The organism is Micromonospora sp. NPDC023644 (genome assembly GCF_040640115.1).
In the GTDB taxonomy this organism is placed as follows: Bacteria; Actinomycetota; Actinomycetes; order Mycobacteriales; family Micromonosporaceae; genus Micromonospora.
In genome coordinates this window covers 1-17,995 of the sequence record NZ_JBFABA010000046.1, presented here as the reverse complement: position 1 = coordinate 17,995, position 17,995 = coordinate 1, and the positions used below count along the sequence as shown (strand labels likewise).

Genomic DNA, 17,995 nt, shown 5'->3' with positions numbered 1-17,995 from the left:
CTCGTCGGTGGGTGGTGCGATGACCTCACCGACGGTGACCGACCGGGCTGGGGGGAAGCCGTGGCGACCCTGTCAGTGAGCTGGCAATCCGGGCCCTCCGGCCGGACAAACGGGTTGCGCCTTCGCACGCGGGCGGCAAGGGTATGCGCTCGGCAGCGCCCCGCCGGGGCGGAGCAGATGACGGAAGGTGACCCCCTCTTGACGACGTCCGCGAAGATCCGGGAAGTTCCGCTGACCGGGGCGGGCGCCGGCCCGTACGGCATCACGGTCGGCCCCGACGGCGCGCTCTGGCTGACGCTGGTCCACGCGGGCGGGATCGCCCGGGTGGGTGCGGACGGCGAGCTGTGCACCTGGCCGGTGGCGGCCGACAGCCGGCCGTTGATCATCACTCCCGGTCCCGACGGCGCCCTCTGGTTCACCCGCTCCGGCGACGACCGGATCGGCCGGATCACCACCGACGGCGAGCTGGACGCCGTCGAACTGCCGGCCGGAACCGGTCCCTGCGGCATCGCCACCGGTCCCGACGGCGCCCTCTGGTACGCGGCGATGAGCGCCGACGCGATCGGTCGGGTCACCGTCGACGGGGAGCAGACGCGGTTCCCGCTGCCGGTGAGCGGCGGCTTCGCCTCGATGGTCGCCGCCGGGCCCGACGAGGCCGTCTGGTTCACGCTCAACCGGGCGAACGCGGTGGGTCGGATCGGCATGGACGGCGCGGTGACCCTGCACGCGCTGCCGACCGAGGGGGCCGCGCCGGTCGGCATCACCGCCGGCGTCGACGGGGCGCTCTGGTTCGTCGAGATCGGCGCCGGTCAGCTCGGCCGGATCACCCCGGACGGGCGGATCACCGAGTACCCGCTGCCGGACCGGTCCGCCCGGCCGCACGCGATCGTCGCCGACCCGGCCGGCGGCTGCTGGTACACCGAGTGGGGCGGCAACCGCATCGGCCACGTCACCCCCGACGGCGCGATCACCACCCACGACCTCCCGACCCCGGCCTCCGAGCCCCACGGCCTCACGGTCGCCCCCGACGCCACGGTCTGGGCCGCCCTGGAAACGGGCGCCCTGGCCCACCTGACCCCCTGACCCACCCCCCAACCCCTCCCACCCGCCCGCCCCTCCCGGCCGCTCCACCGGGTCGATCATGAGGTTGGCGGTGCGAAATGTCGGTCCCGCTGCCGCCAACCCCATGATCAACCCAGGTGGACGCGAGCGCGGGGGCGGGCGGGGCGGGTCAGCGGACGGCGGGGGTGATCTCCAGGGTGGCGGTGGTCGTGTCGAGGGTGGCCTCGGTGCCCACCGGGACGGTGAGCTGGCCGGGGCCGTGGCCGATCGGGAGGCCGCCGAGGACGGGGACGCCGAGGTCGCCGAGGCGCTCGGCCAGCACGTCGGCGACGCCGACCGACCACCCGTCCGCGCAGCCGGTGAACTGGCCCACCGCCACCCCGGCCAGACGGTCCAGTGCCCCGGCGCGGCGGAGCTGGGTGAGCATCCGGTCCACCTTGTAGGGCGGCTCCTGCACGTCCTCGACGAGCAGGACCGCGCCGGTCAGGTCCGGCATGTCCGGGGTGCCGAGGGACGCCGCGATCAGGCAGAGGTTGCCGCCCAGCAGCGGACCGGTGGCCCGGCCGGGCACGCGTACCCCGAAGGTCTCCTCCTCGGCGACGGCGGTCACCGTGACCGGTTCGGTGGTCATCAGGGCGGCGTGCAGCGACTCGGCCGAGCGCAGCGGCGTGCGCTCGTCCGACCAGGCCGCCCCCGGGCCGTGCACGCCGGCCAGCCGGGCGCCCCGCCAGAGCGCGAACTGCAGCGCCGTGATGTCGGAGAAGCCGGCCACGACCTTCGGGTCCCGGCGTACGGCGGCCATGTCGATCGCGTCGACGATCCGCTGCGCACCGTAGCCGCCCCGGGTGCAGATCACCCCGCGCACCTCGGGGTCGGCGAACGCCGTGTTCAGGTCGGCGGCGCGCAGTTCGTCCGCGCCGGCGAGGTAGCCCTGCCGGGCGTACGCGTTCGGGGCCAGCACCGGCCGCAGGCCCCAGCCGGTGAGCAGCTCGACGCCCCGGGCCACCCGTTCCGGCCGGGTCGGTCCGGAGGGCGACACCAGCATCACCGTGTCGCCGGGGCGCAGCACCGGCGGTCGTACGGCGGTGGCGGGAGTCGGGCGGGCGTGGTCGGGCACAGCGGCAGAGCCTAGTCGCGACGCCTCACCGGCCCACGTACCGGCCGGCCCGGTCCGCCGAGGGTGGGACGGTCCGCCGAGGGTGGGACGGGCGCGAGGACCCTGCCGCGTCGGCCGGTCGGTGGCGGGCCGCCGCCGCGCCGGCGGAGGCGTTCCGGGGTCGGTCCGGGCCACCGGCTAGCCTCGACGTCGTGGCTACCGCGTTGGTGATCGAGAACGACCCGACCGACGACGTCCGCCGGCTGGGGGAGTGGCTGACCGAGGCCGGCCTCGACCTGTTGGTCGTCCGCGCCCACGCCGGTGACGAGATCCCCGCCGACCTGACGGGATACTCCGCGCTGGTGGTGCTCGGCGGCGCGCTGCCGCCGTACCCGCTGCCGGACGGGTCGCCCGCCGCGCCCTGGCTGCCGGCGCTGGAGGGGCTGCTGCGCAAGGCCGTCCGGCACCGGGTGCCGACCCTCGGCATCTGCCTCGGCGCGCAGCTGCTGGCCACCGCGCACGCCGGCGAGGTCGAGCGCAGCGCCGCCGGGCCGGAGGTCGGCCCGTGCGTGGTCGGCAAGCGGGACGCCGCCGACACCGACCCGCTCTTCCGCTACGTCCCGCTGATCCCCGACGTGTTCCAGTGGCACGTCGACGAGATCACCGAGCTGCCCCGGGGCGCCACCCTGCTGGCGGCCTCCACCCGCTACCCCCACCAGGCGTTCCGCCTCGGCGACCGGGCCTGGGGGTTGCAGTTCCACATCGAGTGCGACACCGCCATGATCGCCGACTGGGCCGCCGACTCGACGCTGCTGGCCGAGCTGGGCTACGACCCCGACCTGGTGGTGGCGGCCTGCCACGAGGTGATGGTCGACGTCGAGGAGGTCTGGCAGCCGTTCGCGGCCCGGTTCGCCGCGCTGGCCCTGGGCGAGCTGGACGACGCCGCGCCTCGCCGAAGCCTGCCCCTGCTCGGGCAGTGATGAGCCGGCCGGTCAGGGCCGCGGGACGGCTCGCCCGCTACGGCTTCGGCACCGACGGCGGCACCGGCGCGAGCCGCGCCGCAGACCTGCTCGGTCCGGACGGGCTCGGGCTGTGGCGGCCGGACGTGCAGGAGCCCACCGACGACCGCGCGGCGGAGCTGCTCGCCGGGCTCTCCCGGGCCGCCGATCCGGACCTGGCGCTGCGCCAGCTGCACCGCATCGTCGAGGCCGAGCGCCGCACCGCGGCGAGCGGCACCGGCCCCGCTACGGGCCGCCGCACGGCCGCCAGGGGAGAGGCCCGCCCCGGGAGGCCGAGCGAGGCCGAGCGGGGCACCGCCCCGGAGCAGGCGCCGTCGGCGCTGCTGGCGGCTCTCGCCGACGACCCCGGCCTGCGCCGCCGGCTGGTCGCCGTCCTCGGCGCCTCCTCCGCGCTCGGCGACCACCTGGTCGCCAACCCCGACCAGTGGCCGGCCCTGCGTACCGCCCCGGACGGGCTGGCGCCGACCGCCGAGGGACGGCTCGACCTGTCCGGCGACGGGCAGCCGGTGGCGGTGCTGCGCAGGGCGTACCGGCTGGCGCTGCTGCGGATCGCGGCGGCCGACCTGACCGGCGGCCGGGGCCTGGAGCAGACCATGGCCGCGCTCTCCGCGCTGGCCGACGCGACCCTGGCGGCGGCGTACGAGATCGCGGTCGGCGAGCTGCCGGCGGGCACCCCCCGGCCCCGGCTCGCCGTCGTGGCGATGGGCAAGTGCGGCGGCGACGAGCTGAACTACGTCTCCGACGTCGACGTGATCTTCGTGGCCGCCGAGGACGACGACCTAGCCGCGGCCACCACGGTCGCCACCCGGCTGATCCACGTCTGCGGGCTGGTCGCCTGGCCGGTCGACGCCGCCCTGCGCCCGGAGGGCAACCGGGGACCGCTGGTGCGGACGCTGGCCAGCCACCTCGCCTACTACCGGCGCTGGGCGCGCACCTGGGAGTTCCAGGCGCTGCTCAAGGCGCGGCCGGCGGCCGGCGACCTGGCGCTGGGCCGGGAGTGGATCGACCAGCTCGCCCCGCTGGTGTGGCGGGCCGCCGAGCGACCCGAGGCGGTCGAGGACGTCCGCGCCATGCGGCGCAGGATCATCGACAACATCCCGCCGAAGGAGCTGGAGCGCGAGATCAAGCGCGGCTCGGGCGGGCTGCGCGACATCGAGTTCGCCGTGCAGCTGCTGCAACTGGTGCACGGCCGGGGCGACGAGTCGCTGCGGGTCCCCGGCACCCTCCCGGCGCTGCGCGCGCTGGTCGCCGGCGGCTACGTCGGCCGGGCCGACGGCGAGGCGCTGCTGCGCGGCTACCGCTTCCTGCGCGGCGTCGAGCACCGCCTCCAACTCCAGGGGCTGCGCCGCACCCACACCGTGCCGACCGAGCCGGCCGCGCTGCGCTGGCTGGCCGCCGCGCTGGGCCACACCGCCACGCCGGGCCGCAGCGCCGTCGAGGAGTTCCGCGCCGAGTGGGTCACCCACGCCACCGAGGTACGCCGCCTGCACGCCAAGCTGCTCTACCGGCCGCTGCTGGAGTCGGTGGCCCGGGTGCCGGCCGACGGGCTGCGGCTGACCCCCGAGGCGGCCCGGCACCGGCTGGAGATCCTCGGCTTCGCCGACCCCGCCGGGGCGCTGCGCCACCTCCAGGCCCTCACCGGCGGGGTGAGCCGCACCGCCGCCATCCAGCGCACCCTGCTACCGGTGCTGCTCAGCGAGTTCGCCGACGCCCCCGAGCCGGACCGCGGCCTGCTCAACTACCGGCAGGTCTCCGACAAGCTCGGCAGCACCCCCTGGTACCTGCGCCTGCTGCGCGACTCCGGCCCGGTGGCCCGCCGGCTGGCCCGGGTGCTCTCGTCCTCCCGGTACGCCGCCGACCTGCTCGCCCGCGAGCCGGAGGCGCTGCGACTGCTGGCCGAGGAGAGCGAGCTGACCCCCCGACCCAGTGCGGTCCTCTGCGAGGGCTTCGCCGCCGCCGCGGCCCGGCACGCCGACCCGGTCGAGGCCACCCGGGCGATCCGCGCGCTGCGCCGCCGGGAACTGGTCCGGATCGCCTGCGCCGACCTGCTGAGCCGGGCCGGCTCGCTGGCCCCGTCGCCGCCCCGGCCCGACGGCGGGCGGGCGGCGCTGGGCCTGGCCGACGTGACCGCCGTCGGCACCGCCCTGGCGGACGTCACCGACGCCACCCTGGCCGCCGCGCTGCGGGCCGCCCGCGCGGCCCAGCCGCCCGTGCCGGGGCTGCGCTTCGCCGTGATCGGCATGGGCCGCCTCGGCGGCTACGAGTCGAACTACCTCTCCGACGCCGACGTGCTCTTCGTCTACGACGCGCCGGCCGGCGCGGGCGACAGCGCGGCCAGCGCCGCCGCGCGCGCGATCGCCGAGGAACTGCGCCGGCTGCTCGGCGTGCCCGCGCCCGACCCGCCCCTCGGCGTCGACGCCGACCTGCGCCCGGAGGGCCGGCAGGGCCCGCTGGTGCGCAGCCTCGCCGCGTACGCGCAGTACTACGCCCGCTGGTCGAAGGTGTGGGAGGCGCAGGCGCTGCTGCGCGCCCGGTTCGTCTGCGGCGACGCCGACCTGGGCGCCGAGTTCGAGGCGATGGTCGACCCGGTGCGCTACCCGGCGGACGGGCTGACCCGCGAGCAGGTGGTGGAGATCCGCCGGATCAAGGCGCGGGTGGAGCACGAGCGGCTGCCCCGGGGCGCCGACCCGGCCACCCACACCAAGCTCGGCCGGGGCGGCCTCGCCGACGTCGAGTGGGCGGTGCAGCTGCTCCAGCTCCAACACGCCGGGACGATCCCGGCGCTGCGCGGCACGCGTACGCTCGACGCCCTCGCGGCGGCCCGGGACGCGGGCCTGGTCGACCCGACGGACGCCGTGGAGATGGCGGCCGGCTGGACGCTGGCCGCGCAGGTCCGCAACGCGCTGATGCTGGTCCGCGGCCGGGCGGGCGACCAGTTGCCCCGGCACGGCGTCGAGCTGGCCGGGGTGGTCCGGCTGCTCGGCCGGGACGATCCCGGCGAGTTCCTCGACGAGTACCTGCGCACCGGCCGCCGCTCCCGGGCGGCGATGGAACGGGTCCTCGACGGCTGAGCCGGCCGGGTGCGCCGGCGGGCGGCCCGGCAGGCGCTCGGCCCACCCGCGCCGCCGGCTTTCGGGCCGGGGCCGACCGGTCCCGCCCCCGGCGCGGGCCTCAGGGCCGGCGGTGGACCAGCACCACGTGGTCGACCAGCTCGCCGGTCTCGCCGTTCGGGCCGGTGGCCTGGCGGCGCGGGGCGTCGAGCCGCTCGGCGTCCCACCGGTCGGGGTCGAGGTCGAGCGCGGCCAGGGTCTCCTGGGGGGTGGAGAAGCGCGCGTGCGCGTGGTCGTGCCGTCCCCACGGCGGGGCCTCGCCGTGTTCGACGACGAGCAGCCGGCCGCCGGGGGCCACGGCCCGGGCCGCCGACCGCAGCAGTTCCGCCCGGGGAAACTCCAGCGGCGACTGGAGGAACTGCGCGGAGACCAGGTCGTACTCGCCCGGCGGGAACGTCCGGGTGAGGTCGTGCCGGCGGAACTCGATGCGGGACGCCACCCCGGCGGCGGTCGCCTCCTCGGCCGCCCGGGCGAGGGCGGTCTCGGAGACGTCGACGGCGGTCACCCGCCAGCCCCGCCCGGCCAGCCAGATCGCGTCGCCGCCCTCGCCGCAGCCGAGGTCCAGCACGCTGCCGGCCGGCAGCGAGTTGGCGACGTCGACCAGGATCGGGTTCGCCCGGCCGCTCCAGACCCTCTCGTGCCGCCCGTAGTGCTCCTCCCAGAACCGCGCGGTCTCCTCGTCCACGTCCGGGTGGTGCCCACCGTCGGGTGCGGTGGCCGCAGTGGTGCCGTCGTGCCGGTGCTGCCCGGCCGTCGCGTCGTGGTGCACGTCTCGTCCTCCTGGTGCGCTGCCTGCGTGCCCTGCCGCGTCGATCGTGCGCGCACCCCGGCAGAGGGAGCAAGTAACGTTGCCGGACCGGCAAAACGAGGGCCGCCGGGTGCCGCAGGTGGGTGACCGGTCAGCTGCCGAGCCGGTACTGCCCGGCGCGCGGCACGGTCACCGCCGTCCAGTCGCCGGTGGGGGCGACCGTGGCCCCGCCCGAGGCGGTGAGCCAGCGGCTGTGCCGCACCCGGACCGGCACGGTGCCGGCGGCCGGCGCCCGGAACGTCACCGAGGCGCCGTCGTGCGCGACCAGCTCGGCCGGCGCGCCGACGATCGGGGTCGGGTCGGCCACCGCCCAGACCCGCCAGTGCGGGCCGGACCAGACGGGCGTCAGGTACGGCAGCCCGCCCGCGACCAGCTCGGCCTCGGCCCGCCCCACCCAGGACAGCGGGGCGTCCGGCACCGCGACGAACTGCACCGCGTTGTCGTCGAGCCAGTCCCGGTAGCTCGCGGCGGTCAGCGGCACTCCGGTGCCGGCCGCCCCCGGCACGGTGGTGAAGAAGAGCGGGTTGCGGTCGATGTCGGCCTGCCGCAGCCAGCCCCGGGCCAGCGGCACCTCGCCCAGCCTCGCCGCCTCCCAGTAGTTGCGGGTCGGCGGGACCTCCACCCGGCCGGTGAGTCGGTGCCCGCCGAGGAAGGCCCGCAGCGGCGCGAAGTAGGCGGCCCGGGCGGTCGGGTCGTCGACGCTGCGCAGGTCGGCGGGGGGCACCGGCGGCTGCCACCAGCACACCGCCGCCAGCAGCGCGGCCAGCGCGACGCCGCCCCGGACCCACCCGCCGCCCCCGACTCCGGTCCGCGTGGCGTCGACGGGTCGCGCGCCGGATGACGCGGCCGTCCGGCCGAACCACGCGGTCGGCCGGGCCGGGGGGCGGGCGGCGGCGGCCAGCAGGGGCAGGGCGAACATGACGGCCAGCCGGGTGGCGTTCAGCCCGACCGGGGTGTGCACCAGCGCCGCCGCCAGCACCCCGGCCGCCGAGAGCAGCGCCCCCACCCGCACCGGCCGGTAGCCCACCAGCGCGGCCACGAGCAGGCTGGTCAGCACGGCGCGCACGGTGTCGATGCGGCTGATGTTCATCCAGCCGCCGTCGCCGAAGAGCAGGGCGGTCAGCCCGAGCGGCAGCGCGGCGGCGACGCCGAGCACCAGGCCGTCGGCGTACCGGCGGGTCAGCAGCAGCGCCGCCCCGGCCAGGCCGACGAAGAGGCCCGCGACCGGGCTCGTCGCCGAGGCCAGCAGCGCCCCGGCCGCCGCCAGCCCGAGCCGCCCGAGCCGCCGGCGCCGCGCCCGCCGCTCCGCGTCGGCGTCGACGTCGGCGTCTGCGTCGGCGTCTGCGTCGGCGGGGCCCCGGGGGAGGGTGAGGGCGAGCAGCGCGCCGAGGCCGAGGGCCACCCCGAGGCCGTACGTCACCCGGCCCGAAACCAGGTTGCCGGCGATGGTGAGCACCCCGACGAGGCTGCCGAGCAGCGGGCGGGGCACCCCGGTGCGCACCAGCAGCGCCGCGAACGCGGTGGCCGCCGCCACCAGGGCCAGCGCGCCGGTGACCCGCACCCCGAGCAGCGCCATCACCGGCTGGGAGAGCAGGCTGTAGCCGAACTGCTGCACGCCGCCGTACCAGCGCAGGTCCACCGGGGCGAGGCCGTGGGCGGCGAAGAAGTCGGCCCGCGCGACCTGCGCGGCGAGGTCGGAGCCGGTCGGCGGGAGGGCGACGTAGGCCACCCCGAGGAGCACGGCGGACGCGGCGGCCACCGCCACCACCCGACTGCGCCGCATGCCCACCTCCGTACCGCGACCACCGTACTGGCAGCATGTCCGGCGTGCCTCACCACCTCGCGCGCTGGCTCGGCCTCGCCGGCTCGACGCTGCTCGCCGTGGCCGCGTTCCTCGGCGGCGCGTTCCCCGACGGCGACCTGCGCCCCACCCCGGTCAGCATCTGGCAGGGCCCGCACGGCCCGCTGATCATCGCCACCTGGGCGGTCGGCACGGGCCTGATGGCGTACGCCTGGTGGGCGCTGCGCGACCGGGTGCCGTCGACCGGCTGGGCACTGGTGACCGTCGGGCTCTGGCTGCTGCCGCTGCTCCTCACGCCGCCGCTGGGCAGCCGGGACGTCTACGCGTACGCCTGCCAGGGGGCCAGCTACTCGGGCGGGATCAACCCGTACGAGCAGGGCGTCTCGGCGCTGCCGTGCCCGTGGCTGGACACCATCTCGTACATCTGGCGGGACACCTCGGCCCCGTACGGGCCGCTGTTCGTGCTGATCGCCGGGGCGGTGGTCGAGGCGACCGGGTCACTGGTCGGCAGCATCGTGCTGTTCCGGCTGCTCGCCGTCGTCGGGGTGGGGCTGACGGCGGCCAGCCTGCCGGTGCTGGCCCGGCGCTGCGGCGTACCGGCCGGCCGGGCGGTCTGGCTGGCGCTGGGCTCGCCGCTGATCGGGGTGCACCTGATCTCGGGGGCGCACAACGACGCGCTGATGGTGGGGCTGCTCGTCGCCGGCCTGGCGGTGGTGGTGTCCCGGCCCGGCCGCCCCGGCCCGCTGCTCGCCGGGGGAGTGCTGCTCGGGCTGGCCGCCGCGATCAAGGTGACCGCGCTGGTCGTGGTGCCGTTCGCCGGGCTGGCCGCGATCGTCGGGGCGTACTCGATCAGGGCGCTGGTGCGCGACGGCGGGTGGGTGGTCGGTGGGGCGGTCGCCGCCGTGGTCGGCGCGACCCTCGCCACCGGCCTGGGCTTCGGCTGGATCACCGGCCTGGAGCAGGGCGGCCTGGTGATCGCCTGGACCTCGCCGCCGACGGCGGTGGGGCAGACCGTCGCCTACCTCGCCGCGCCCTTCGGCTGGCACGGCGACCCGCTGCCGGTGACCCGGGGGATCGGCATGGCGGCGCTGGCGCTGGTGCTGCTCTGGCTGTGGTGGCGGGCCCGCCACCGGGAGCCGATCTGGCACGCCGGCCTGGCGCTCGCCGCCACCGTCGCCCTCGCCCCGCTCTTCCACCCCTGGTACTGGACCTGGCCGCTGGCCGTGCTCGCGGCCACGGCGCGGCGCACCGGCTGGTTCGCGGTGGTCGCGATCGTCTCGTCGTTCCTGGTGCTCGCCGACGGCACGGGGCTGCCCCGGTACACCAAGACCGTCGGGGCGCCGCTGATGACGCTGTTCGTGATCGTGGTGGTGGTCCGCTTGGTACGGTCGGCCCGGGCGGCCCGTCGACCGGCCGCCGTGGACTGAGGAGAGGGCCGTCGGTGACCGATCCCGGCACCCCGCCGGCCCCGCCTGGCCCCCCGCCGGTGCCCGGACCCCCGCCGCCGCCCGAGGGCCCGCCACTCCGGCCTCCGCCGCCGTCGCCCGGTGCCGCCCGGCTCGCCCGCTACGCCGGCCTGGCCGGGGCGGTGCTGCTGACCGTCGCCGGCTGGCTGGGCGGCGCGCTGCCCCGGGCCACCGGTGTGCCGGGCCCCTGGGACGAGCCGTGGGCCGTCGCGTTGTGGCTCGTCGGCACCGCCCTGCTGGTCGGCGCCTGGTGGGCGCTGCGCCGGGGCGCGCCGTCGACGCGGTGGGCGTACCTGACCGCCGGGCTGTGGGCGCTGCCGCTGCTGGCCGCCCCGCCGCTGGGCAGCCGGGACGTCTACTCCTACGCCTGCCAGGGCTGGGCGTACGCGCACGGCGTCGATCCGTACGCCACCGGCGTCGCCGAGGCCGGCTGCCCGTGGGTGGACGCGGTCGCGCCGATCTGGCGGGACACGCCCGCGCCGTACGGGCCGTTCTTCGTGCTGCTCGCCGCGCTCGCCGTGGCCCTCGGCGGCGGCCTGGTGGGCGCGATCGTGGCGTTCCGGCTGCTTGCGGTCGCCGGGGTGCTGCTGGCCGCCGGATGCCTGCCGGGCCTGGCCCGGGCCGCCGGCGTGCCCACCCGCCGGGCGGCCTGGCTGGCGCTGGCCAGCCCGCTGGTCGGGGTGCACCTGCTCGCCGGCGCGCACAACGACGCGGTGATGCTCGGCCTGCTGCTGCCGGGCCTGCTGGTGCTCCTGCGCCGGCCCGGCAGGCCGGGGCCGCTGTTGCTGGCCGGGGCGCTGCTCGGGCTGGCGGTGACCGTTAAGGCGACCGCTGTGGTGGTGCTCCCGTTCGCGGCGCTGGCGGCGGTGCACGGCCGCCACACCGTCCGGGCGCTGCTGCGCGACGGCGGCTGGCTGGCCGGCGGGGTGCTCGGCGCGGTGGCGGTCACCTCGCTGCTGTCCGGCCTCGGCCTCGGCTGGGTCGGCGGGCTGACCCGCAGCGGGGACTCCGAGCAGTGGACGTCCCCGCCCACGGCGGTGGGCTTCGTCGTCGACTACGCGGGCGGGCTCGTCGGCCGGGAGCCGGGCGCGGTGCCGGTCACCCGCGCGGCGGCGCTGCTGCTGCTCGCGGTGGCGGTGGTGGCGCTGTGGTGGCGGGCCTGGGCGGGGCTGCGCCGCCTGGCCGACGTCCGGCAGCGGGTGGGCCGTCCGGACGCCGCCCGGCCCCGGGTCGCCCTGCTCGGCGCCGGCCTGGCGCTGGTCGCCACGGTCGTGCTGGCCCCGGTCTTCCACCCCTGGTACGCCACCTGGCCGCTGGCGCTGCTCGCGGTCGCCGCGACGCGGACCACCTGGTTCGTGGCGCCCTGTGCGGCGGCGGCCTTCCTCGCCCTGCCCGACGGCACCAACCTGGCCCGGTTCAGCAAGGCCCCGGGCGCCCTGGCGATGACCGCGCTGGCGCTCGGGCTGGCGGCGTGGGGCCTGCGCCGGCTGCGCCGCCCCGGCGCCGCGCGTCCGGGCTGAGGAGCCCGTTCCGGCCGGCGGGGCCGGAGCAGGCGGTGGCAGGGCCGTGCGGCGCCGCCCCTGCCGGGCGGATTCGTGCGCGCGTTCCGGCCGGTGGGGCCGTGCCGCGTGCTCTGGCCGGTGGGGCCGTGCCGCGTGCTTCGGCCAGCGGGGCCGTGCGGCGTGCTTCGGCCGGCGGGTCCATGATCGTGGGATGAGCGCAGTCGAGGAACCGTTGCCGGGCAACGCCACCGCCGGGGTGGTGCGCGTCGGCGACACCGTCCGCCGCCCGGTGGGCCCCTGGACCGACGCGGTGGACGACCTGCTGGCACACCTGCACGCGGTGGGATTCTCCGGCGCGCCCCGACCGTTGGGCCGCGACGCGCAGGGCCGGCAGGTGCTGGAGTACGTCCCCGGCGAGGTCGGCGCGGCGTCGGGCACGTACCCGGTGGCGGACCTGCGCGCGATCGGCCGGATGCTGGCCGAGCTGCACGAGGCGCTGGCCGGGTTCACCCCGCCGGCCGGGGCGGCGTGGCAGCAGCTCATCCCGCCGGACCGGGAGGAACTCGTCTGCCACAACGACGTGGCCCCCTGGAACCTGATCAGGGCGGACCGGGGCTGGGTCCTGATCGACTGGGACGGCGCCGCGCCGGGCTCCCGGCTCTGGGACGTCGCGTACGCCGCGCAGAGCATGGCCGGCCTGCGCCCGGACCGGCCGGTGGCCGAGTCGGCGGCCCGGCTGCGCGCCTTCGCCGACGGCTACCGCCTGGACGAGGCGTCCCGCCCGGCCCTGGCCGTCACGCTGGGCCGTCGCGCCCGGGCCATGTACGACCTGCTGCGGGAGGGCGCGGAGCAGCGGCGCGAGCCGTGGGCCCGGATCTGGACCGAGGACGGCCCGTACTGGCTGGGCACCGCCGACTACCTCGACGCCCACGTCGAGGCATGGGAGACCGCCCTGCGCTGACCGCCCCGCCGCCGCGCGAGCGGCCCTCGCGGCGAGCGCCGATCCGCGCCACCACCCACCGCCGCGCCACCACCCACCGCCGCGGCTCCGCCCCGCGGCCGGTGCCCCGCCATGCGCCGCCGCAGCTCCGCCATGCGCCGCCGCCGATCGGCCGGGGCGGGTGGAACGCCATGGGTGTCAAAACCCGCGGGTGACACCCATGGCGTTCCACCGACCGGGCGGGTGCCGCCGCCGTGGTCTACGGGGCCCGCTCGGCGGTGTGTCCGCAGGTCGGGCAGCGGTCGCCGGCTCGGACCGGGCCGGGTCGGCGCATCCGCCTGTGCAGGGCGATCGTCAGCGGCATCAGCGCGGGGCCGGCCAGGCCGACCGCGACGGCCGTCGCGGCGAGCGCGTCCCATCCCGCGCTGGGCGCGCCGCGCATGTTGCCGTCGACCGCGCCGGCCAGCGGGTCCAGGAAGAGCAGGCCGATCGGGGTCAGCAGCACCAGCAGCGCCCAGCCGCCCCGGTGGTCGGCCCGCAGGGCCAGCCCCGCCCCGAGCAGCAGCACCAGGATGAGCAGGGCCACGGCGGCGGTAGGCAGCACCCCGCTCGCCGTCCAGCCGTGGTAGCTGAGGTAGGAGGCGTAGCGGGGTAGCAGGTTGACACTCGCGAGGCCGGCGGCGACGACGGCGAGCAGGGGCGCCGACCGGACCGGCATGGGTGGCCGCTCCGGGAGGCCGAGTGCGACCAACCCCAGCGCGACCTGCGGCAGCAGCACGAACAGCGGCGGCCGGGGCAGGCCGGCGAGGGCCGCGACCGGCACGACCGCGACGGTGAGCAGCAGGGCGAGGGCCACGGCGTGGCGGGTCCACCGACCCGGCGCCGCCGCGTGCACCGCCGCGGCGAGCAGCCAGGCGGCCCACACCGCGATCCCGATGGAGACGAACGGCCCGGCGCTCGGCACGCCCCACTCCGCTCGCGGCGGGTGCAGTTCCAGCACCGACCAGGCCGCCGCCAGGGCGGCCGCGGTGAGGAACGCGAGGACGGCGGCGAGGCGTACGCCCGGGATGAGGTCGGCGGCCCCGGCGGCCCGCAGCCGCTGGCGCAGGCCGCCGCGCAGCAGGTCCGCGGCGTCCGCGGGCGAGGGCCAGCGTCGCTCCGGGCCGGCGAGGTCGAGGTACGTGCCGACGATCTCCGCGCCGCGCGCCCGGCGGTAGTCGGCCGGGTAGGCGCGCAACAGGCGGTGGTAGCGCCGCTCCAGCTCGCTCATGCCAACCCCCCGGCGGTACGCGGGGCCAGCGGCCGGGTCGCGCGGGCGCGTAGCCGGGCGGTGGCCGCCTCGACGTTGCGGCGCAGGCGCTCGGTCTCGGCGGTCAGCGTGGCGTCGCCGGCGGGGGAGAGGCGGTAGTAGCGGCGCAGCCGGCCGTCCACCACCTCCTCGCGGTCTACCTCCACCAGGCCGGCGTCGACCAGCCGGTCGAGCGCGCCGTAGAGGGTGCCCGGCCGCAGCGACACGCGCCCGTCGGAGAGGGCGGCGACCTCGCCGATCAGGCCGTAGCCGTGCATCGGCTGGCCGGCCAGCGCGGTGAGGATCAGGAAGGTGGGTTCGCGCAGCGGTGTGTCCACGCCCGCAATATAACGGACGCGAAGATATGCCGGTGCCCGTTACACGCCGAGCGGAGGAACGTTCCGGCCGCGCCGCCCGGCGGTGGGTCGGTGCGGCGGGCACAGAGACAGGAAGGCCCCGGGCGGACCCGGGGCCTTCCTGCGGTTCTTCTGCTGCGTCAGCAGTCGAAGTACATGGCGAACTCGTGCGGGGTGGGGCGCAGGCGCACCGGGTCGACCTCGTTGGCCCGCTTCCACTCGATCCAGGTCGAGATCAGGTCGGGGGTGAACACCCCGCCGTCGAGCAGGTAGTCGTGGTCGGCCTCCAGGCTGTCGAGCACGGCCGACAGCGAGCCCGGCACCTGCTTGACGTCGCCCCACTCCTCCGGCGGGAGGTCGTAGAGGTCCTTGTCGATCGGCGCCGGCGGCTCGATCTTGCTCTTGATGCCGTCCAGGCCGGCCATCATCATCGCCGAGAAGGCCAGGTAGACGTTGGCCGACGGGTCCGGCACGCGGAACTCGACGCGCTTGGCCTTCGGGTTGCTGCCGGTCACCGGGATGCGGGTGCAGGCGGAGCGGTTGCGCTGCGAGTAGACCAGGTTGACCGGCGCCTCGAAGCCCGGCACCAGCCGGCGGTACGAGTTGACCGTCGGGTTGGTGAAGGCCAGCAGCGACGGGGCGTGGTGCAGCAGGCCGCCGATGTACCAGCGGGCCATGTCCGACAGGCCGGCGTAGCCGGTCTCGTCGTAGAACAGCGGCTCGCCGTTCAGCCAGAGGCTCTGGTGGGTGTGCATGCCGGAGCCGTTGTCGCCGAAGAGCGGCTTCGGCATGAACGTCGCGGTCTTGCCGTTGGCCCAGGTCTCGTTCTTCACGATGTACTTGAAGAGCTGGAGCTGGTCAGCGGCGTGCAGCAGCGTCGAGAACCGGTAGTTGATCTCGGACTGGCCGGCGGTGCCCACCTCGTGGTGCGAGCGCTCCACGGTGAACCCGCTGTCGACCAGCCGGCGCACGATGCTGTCGCGCAGGTCGGCGAGGTGGTCGACCGGCGGCACCGGGAAGTAGCCGCCCTTGTACGCGGTCTTGTAGCCGCGGTTGCCGCCCGGCTCCTCGCGGCCGGTGTTCCAGGCGCCCTCGATCGAGTCGATGTAGTAGAACGACTGGTGCGCCGAGGTCTCGTGGCGGATGGAGTCGAAGATGTAGAACTCTGCCTCCGCGCCGAAGTACGCGGTGTCGGCGATGCCGCTGGCGGCCAGGTAGGCCTCGGCCTTCTTCGCCACGTTGCGCGGGTCCCGGCTGTAGGCCTCGCGGGTGAACGGGTCGTGGATGAAGAAGTTGAGCGCGAGGGTCTTCTGCGCCCGGAAGGGGTCGATGAACGCGGTGGCGACGTCCGGGAGCAGGAGCATGTCCGACTCGTGGATCGCCTGGAAACCGCGGATCGACGAACCGTCGAAGGCCAGGCCCTCGGTGAAGAAGGCATCGTCGACGGACTCGACCGGCAGGTTGAAGTGCTGCATCACGCCGGGCAGGTCACAGAAACGTACGTCGACGAACTTCACGTCCTCGTTCTTGAGGTATCGCAGGAGTTCCTCGGGATTGGCGAACACACGTCCTCCTGGCACGTCCACGGGTGGCTAGGCTCCTGGCGACGCTATGGCCGCGCGGTTGCCCGGCCATGTCTTGAGTGTTTCTGCCGTGTTACGTCCCTCGCGGAGCGTCATCCGCGCCGCTCGGGCGGGCCGGACCGCGCGGCGGGACGCCATCGGCTGTGCCATTCTATTGACACTTGCTCGCTTTAGCCCCTTTTTGCGCCCGGGCGCGGGCGACCGTCCCCGATCCGTCCACCCGCCCTGGATACCCTTGACCGTTGTGACCAAGCCGCATGATCGCCCCGTACCGCCCGCGACGGATCCCGCCTTCACCCCGCCCAGCCTGGGGCGCCGGTTCGGGGCGCTGGTGATCGACTGGGTGCTCTGCCTGCTCATCGCCGGGGTCTTCGCCGACCCGGTCCGCGACGGGTGGGCGCCCGTGCTGGTGCTGATCGTCGAGTACGGCTTCTTCCTCGGGCTCTTCGCGCAGACGCCGGGCATGTTCATCACGAAGGTCCGCTGCGTCGCCTGGGCCGACGGCGGTCGCATCGGGGTGGCCCGGGCCCTGCTGCGCGGCCTGCTGCTCGCCCTGGTCGTGCCGGCCCTGCTGATGGACGGTCACCGCCGCGGCCTGCACGACCGCCTCACGGGCTCCGTCGTCACCGACGCCCCCCGCCCCTGACACGGCAAGAGCCGGCCCCTTCGCACGGGGCCCGGCTCTTCGCGTACGCGTCGGGGGTCAGCGACCCCGCGTCTGGCGGAACGCGCCGCGCGCGGGCCGCATGTTCTTCGGGATCGCGCCCTTGGGCATCTGCGGGCGGGCGGTGAGGGCCTTGAGCCGCTTGTCCAGCGAGTTGACGTCCTTGCCGCTGAGGTTGCGCGGCAGCCGCATCAGCGTCATCCGCAGCTTGCGGATGGGCAGCTCGCCCTCCTCCTGGCCGATCACGTAGTCGAAGAGCGGGGCGGAGCCGATCACCTTCGCCAGCCGCCGCTTCTCCTGGCCGAGCAGGCCGCGTACCCGCTGCGGGTTGCCCTCCGCCAGCAGGATCACCCCGGGCCGGCCGATGACCAGGTGGACCATGTCCATCTGCGTGGTGGAGCTGACCGCCGGGGTGACCCGCCAGTCGCCGCGCATGCTCTCCATGATCTGGGCCGCCGCGCCGGGCTGCCCCTCGGCGGCGTTCATCATCGCCCGGTTGGAGCGCAGGTTGAGCACGATCAGCAGGCAGAGCAGGGCGAACAGGATGCCCAGCGGCAGCCAGATCCAGCCCCAGAGCAGGACCGCGACCACGGTGAGCGCGAGCGGGATCAGCACCGCGGCGGCGGCCAACGGCGCGAACCACCGGTCCTGCTTGGCGGTGAACTTGAACACCATCCCGATCTGCTTCAGCCGCTGGCCGAACGAGACCTTCTCCTGGGGCTTTGCCATGCCGAAGAGTCTAGTGGTCGCCGCACGTCGCCTTGTCCGCGGCCGGGCTGAGTACCTTACGCGCCCGCACCGCCGCCGGGGGCCGGGAGTAAGGAGGGGGAGCGGGCGAAGATCGGGCGGCACACCCATGCCCCCGGGGCACCTTCGCGCGCAGAGTCGGAGTCGACAGCCGACGACGACCGCAGGGAGCCCGCCATGTTCGGCAACGACGCAGACTTCATCCTCTCGATCCACCGTACGCACGCCGCCGAGCTGCGCGCCGAGGCCGCGGTCGACCGGCTCGCCCGGGCCCTGCCGCGCCGCACCACGCGCGTCTGGCTCAGTCGACGAAGCCATCCGGTACGCACCGGCGACGCCCGCCGGTGACCGTCCCCGCGCCCCCGGCGGTCGCCACCGACCCGCCGGGGGCCGACGCCGTGCTGGCCGGCCCGCGACAGGCAGACGCCGTGCGGATCGGCCCACGACCGGCCGACGGCGCGCGGGCCGGCCAGCGGCCGGCCGATGGTGCCGACGGCCCCTCGCGCGGCCCGCGGCGGGGGCCGACGGCTGACCGGGCGGGCAGCCGGGCCCG

Annotated in this window: 15 protein-coding genes; 8 read left to right on the top strand and 7 right to left on the bottom strand. The window is 76.4% G+C overall.

Annotation, left to right across the window (positions count from 1 at the left end):
• The first annotated feature begins 198 nt into the window (after nucleotides 1-198).
• Nucleotides 199-1,083, top strand: coding sequence for a virginiamycin B lyase (locus AB0G08_RS24425; RefSeq protein ID WP_358091807.1), 885 nt, complete (start codon nucleotides 199-201; stop codon nucleotides 1,081-1,083).
• 148 nt (nucleotides 1,084-1,231) lie between these two features.
• Here the strand turns inward: AB0G08_RS24425 and AB0G08_RS24420 are convergent, their stop codons facing one another.
• A complete protein-coding gene (locus AB0G08_RS24420) occupies nucleotides 1,232-2,107 on the bottom strand; it encodes an LD-carboxypeptidase (RefSeq protein ID WP_358091859.1) in 876 nt (291 codons plus the stop codon).
• 263 nt (nucleotides 2,108-2,370) lie between these two features.
• Here AB0G08_RS24420 and AB0G08_RS24415 point away from each other — a divergent pair, with 263 nt between their 5' ends.
• Complete coding sequence (locus AB0G08_RS24415) at nucleotides 2,371-3,138, top strand: type 1 glutamine amidotransferase (RefSeq protein ID WP_358091805.1); 768 nt, start codon at nucleotides 2,371-2,373, stop codon at nucleotides 3,136-3,138.
• Nucleotides 3,138-6,248: a bifunctional [glutamine synthetase] adenylyltransferase/[glutamine synthetase]-adenylyl-L-tyrosine phosphorylase gene (locus tag AB0G08_RS24410; RefSeq protein ID WP_358091803.1), complete on the top strand. Its 3,111-nt coding sequence runs from the start codon at nucleotides 3,138-3,140 to the stop codon at nucleotides 6,246-6,248. Before AB0G08_RS24415 ends, AB0G08_RS24410 begins: the two co-directional genes overlap by 1 nt.
• A 100-nt stretch (nucleotides 6,249-6,348) precedes the next feature.
• Here AB0G08_RS24410 and AB0G08_RS24405 read toward each other — a convergent pair whose 3' ends face one another.
• Both AB0G08_RS24405 and AB0G08_RS24400 read right to left on the bottom strand, forming a co-directional pair.
• The gene (locus AB0G08_RS24405) at nucleotides 6,349-7,056 is read right to left on the bottom strand and encodes a class I SAM-dependent methyltransferase (RefSeq protein WP_358091801.1); all 708 of its coding nucleotides are present in this window, start codon (nucleotides 7,054-7,056) and stop codon (nucleotides 6,349-6,351) included.
• Nucleotides 7,057-7,186: 130 nt separating this feature from the next.
• Nucleotides 7,187-8,878, bottom strand: coding sequence for a hypothetical protein (locus tag AB0G08_RS24400; protein ID WP_358091799.1), 1,692 nt, complete (start codon nucleotides 8,876-8,878; stop codon nucleotides 7,187-7,189).
• A 44-nt stretch (nucleotides 8,879-8,922) separates the two neighbouring features.
• On the opposite strand from AB0G08_RS24400, the gene mptB (AB0G08_RS24395) reads away from it, so the two are divergent.
• From mptB (AB0G08_RS24395) to AB0G08_RS24385, 3 genes are all read left to right on the top strand, one after another.
• Nucleotides 8,923-10,323 carry a polyprenol phosphomannose-dependent alpha 1,6 mannosyltransferase MptB gene (gene mptB / locus AB0G08_RS24395; RefSeq protein WP_358091797.1) on the top strand — a complete coding sequence of 467 codons (1,401 nt, stop codon included), beginning with the start codon at nucleotides 8,923-8,925 and terminating at the stop codon, nucleotides 10,321-10,323.
• A 149-nt stretch (nucleotides 10,324-10,472) separates the two neighbouring features.
• Entirely contained in the window at nucleotides 10,473-11,882 is a 1,410-nt protein-coding gene (mptB, locus tag AB0G08_RS24390) for a polyprenol phosphomannose-dependent alpha 1,6 mannosyltransferase MptB (RefSeq protein ID WP_358091857.1), read from the top strand.
• Between the two features lie 193 nt (nucleotides 11,883-12,075).
• Complete coding sequence (locus tag AB0G08_RS24385; protein ID WP_358091795.1) at nucleotides 12,076-12,825, top strand: phosphotransferase; 750 nt, start codon at nucleotides 12,076-12,078, stop codon at nucleotides 12,823-12,825.
• A gap of 238 nt (nucleotides 12,826-13,063) precedes the next feature.
• Here the strand turns inward: AB0G08_RS24385 and AB0G08_RS24380 are convergent, their stop codons facing one another.
• The 3 genes from AB0G08_RS24380 to glnA form a co-directional block, all read right to left on the bottom strand.
• Entirely contained in the window at nucleotides 13,064-14,074 is a 1,011-nt protein-coding gene (locus AB0G08_RS24380; RefSeq protein ID WP_358091793.1) for a hypothetical protein, read from the bottom strand.
• Nucleotides 14,071-14,430 carry a PadR family transcriptional regulator gene (locus AB0G08_RS24375; protein ID WP_358091791.1) on the bottom strand — a complete coding sequence of 120 codons (360 nt, stop codon included), beginning with the start codon at nucleotides 14,428-14,430 and terminating at the stop codon, nucleotides 14,071-14,073. The genes AB0G08_RS24380 and AB0G08_RS24375 overlap by 4 nt, the downstream gene beginning before the upstream one ends.
• 158 nt (nucleotides 14,431-14,588) lie before the next feature.
• Nucleotides 14,589-16,013: a type I glutamate--ammonia ligase gene (glnA, locus tag AB0G08_RS24370; RefSeq protein ID WP_121400424.1), complete on the bottom strand. Its 1,425-nt coding sequence runs from the start codon at nucleotides 16,011-16,013 to the stop codon at nucleotides 14,589-14,591.
• A 325-nt stretch (nucleotides 16,014-16,338) separates the two neighbouring features.
• Here glnA and AB0G08_RS24365 point away from each other — a divergent pair, with 325 nt between their 5' ends.
• Entirely contained in the window at nucleotides 16,339-16,677 is a 339-nt protein-coding gene (locus AB0G08_RS24365; protein WP_358091855.1) for an RDD family protein, read from the top strand.
• A 57-nt stretch (nucleotides 16,678-16,734) separates the two neighbouring features.
• Here AB0G08_RS24365 and AB0G08_RS24360 read toward each other — a convergent pair whose 3' ends face one another.
• Nucleotides 16,735-17,424, bottom strand: coding sequence for a DUF4191 domain-containing protein (locus tag AB0G08_RS24360; protein ID WP_358091789.1), 690 nt, complete (start codon nucleotides 17,422-17,424; stop codon nucleotides 16,735-16,737).
• Nucleotides 17,425-17,619: 195 nt separating this feature from the next.
• On the opposite strand from AB0G08_RS24360, the gene AB0G08_RS24355 reads away from it, so the two are divergent.
• Entirely contained in the window at nucleotides 17,620-17,790 is a 171-nt protein-coding gene (locus AB0G08_RS24355; RefSeq protein ID WP_358091787.1) for a hypothetical protein, read from the top strand.
• The last annotated feature ends 205 nt before the right edge of the window (nucleotides 17,791-17,995 follow it).

Coding starts and splice junctions, on each gene's coding strand:
- AB0G08_RS24385 (WP_358091795.1), top strand. CDS start 12,076: ATGAGCGCAGTCGAGGAACCGTTGCCGGGCAACGCCACCGCCGGGGTG.
- AB0G08_RS24380 (WP_358091793.1), bottom strand. CDS start 14,074: ATGAGCGAGCTGGAGCGGCGCTACCACCGCCTGTTGCGCGCCTACCCG.
- AB0G08_RS24355 (WP_358091787.1), top strand. CDS start 17,620: ATGTTCGGCAACGACGCAGACTTCATCCTCTCGATCCACCGTACGCAC.
- AB0G08_RS24410 (WP_358091803.1), top strand. CDS start 3,138: ATGAGCCGGCCGGTCAGGGCCGCGGGACGGCTCGCCCGCTACGGCTTC.
- AB0G08_RS24420 (WP_358091859.1), bottom strand. CDS start 2,107: ATGCTGGTGTCGCCCTCCGGACCGACCCGGCCGGAACGGGTGGCCCGG.
- AB0G08_RS24400 (WP_358091799.1), bottom strand. CDS start 8,878: ATGCGGCGCAGTCGGGTGGTGGCGGTGGCCGCCGCGTCCGCCGTGCTC.
- AB0G08_RS24360 (WP_358091789.1), bottom strand. CDS start 17,424: ATGGCAAAGCCCCAGGAGAAGGTCTCGTTCGGCCAGCGGCTGAAGCAG.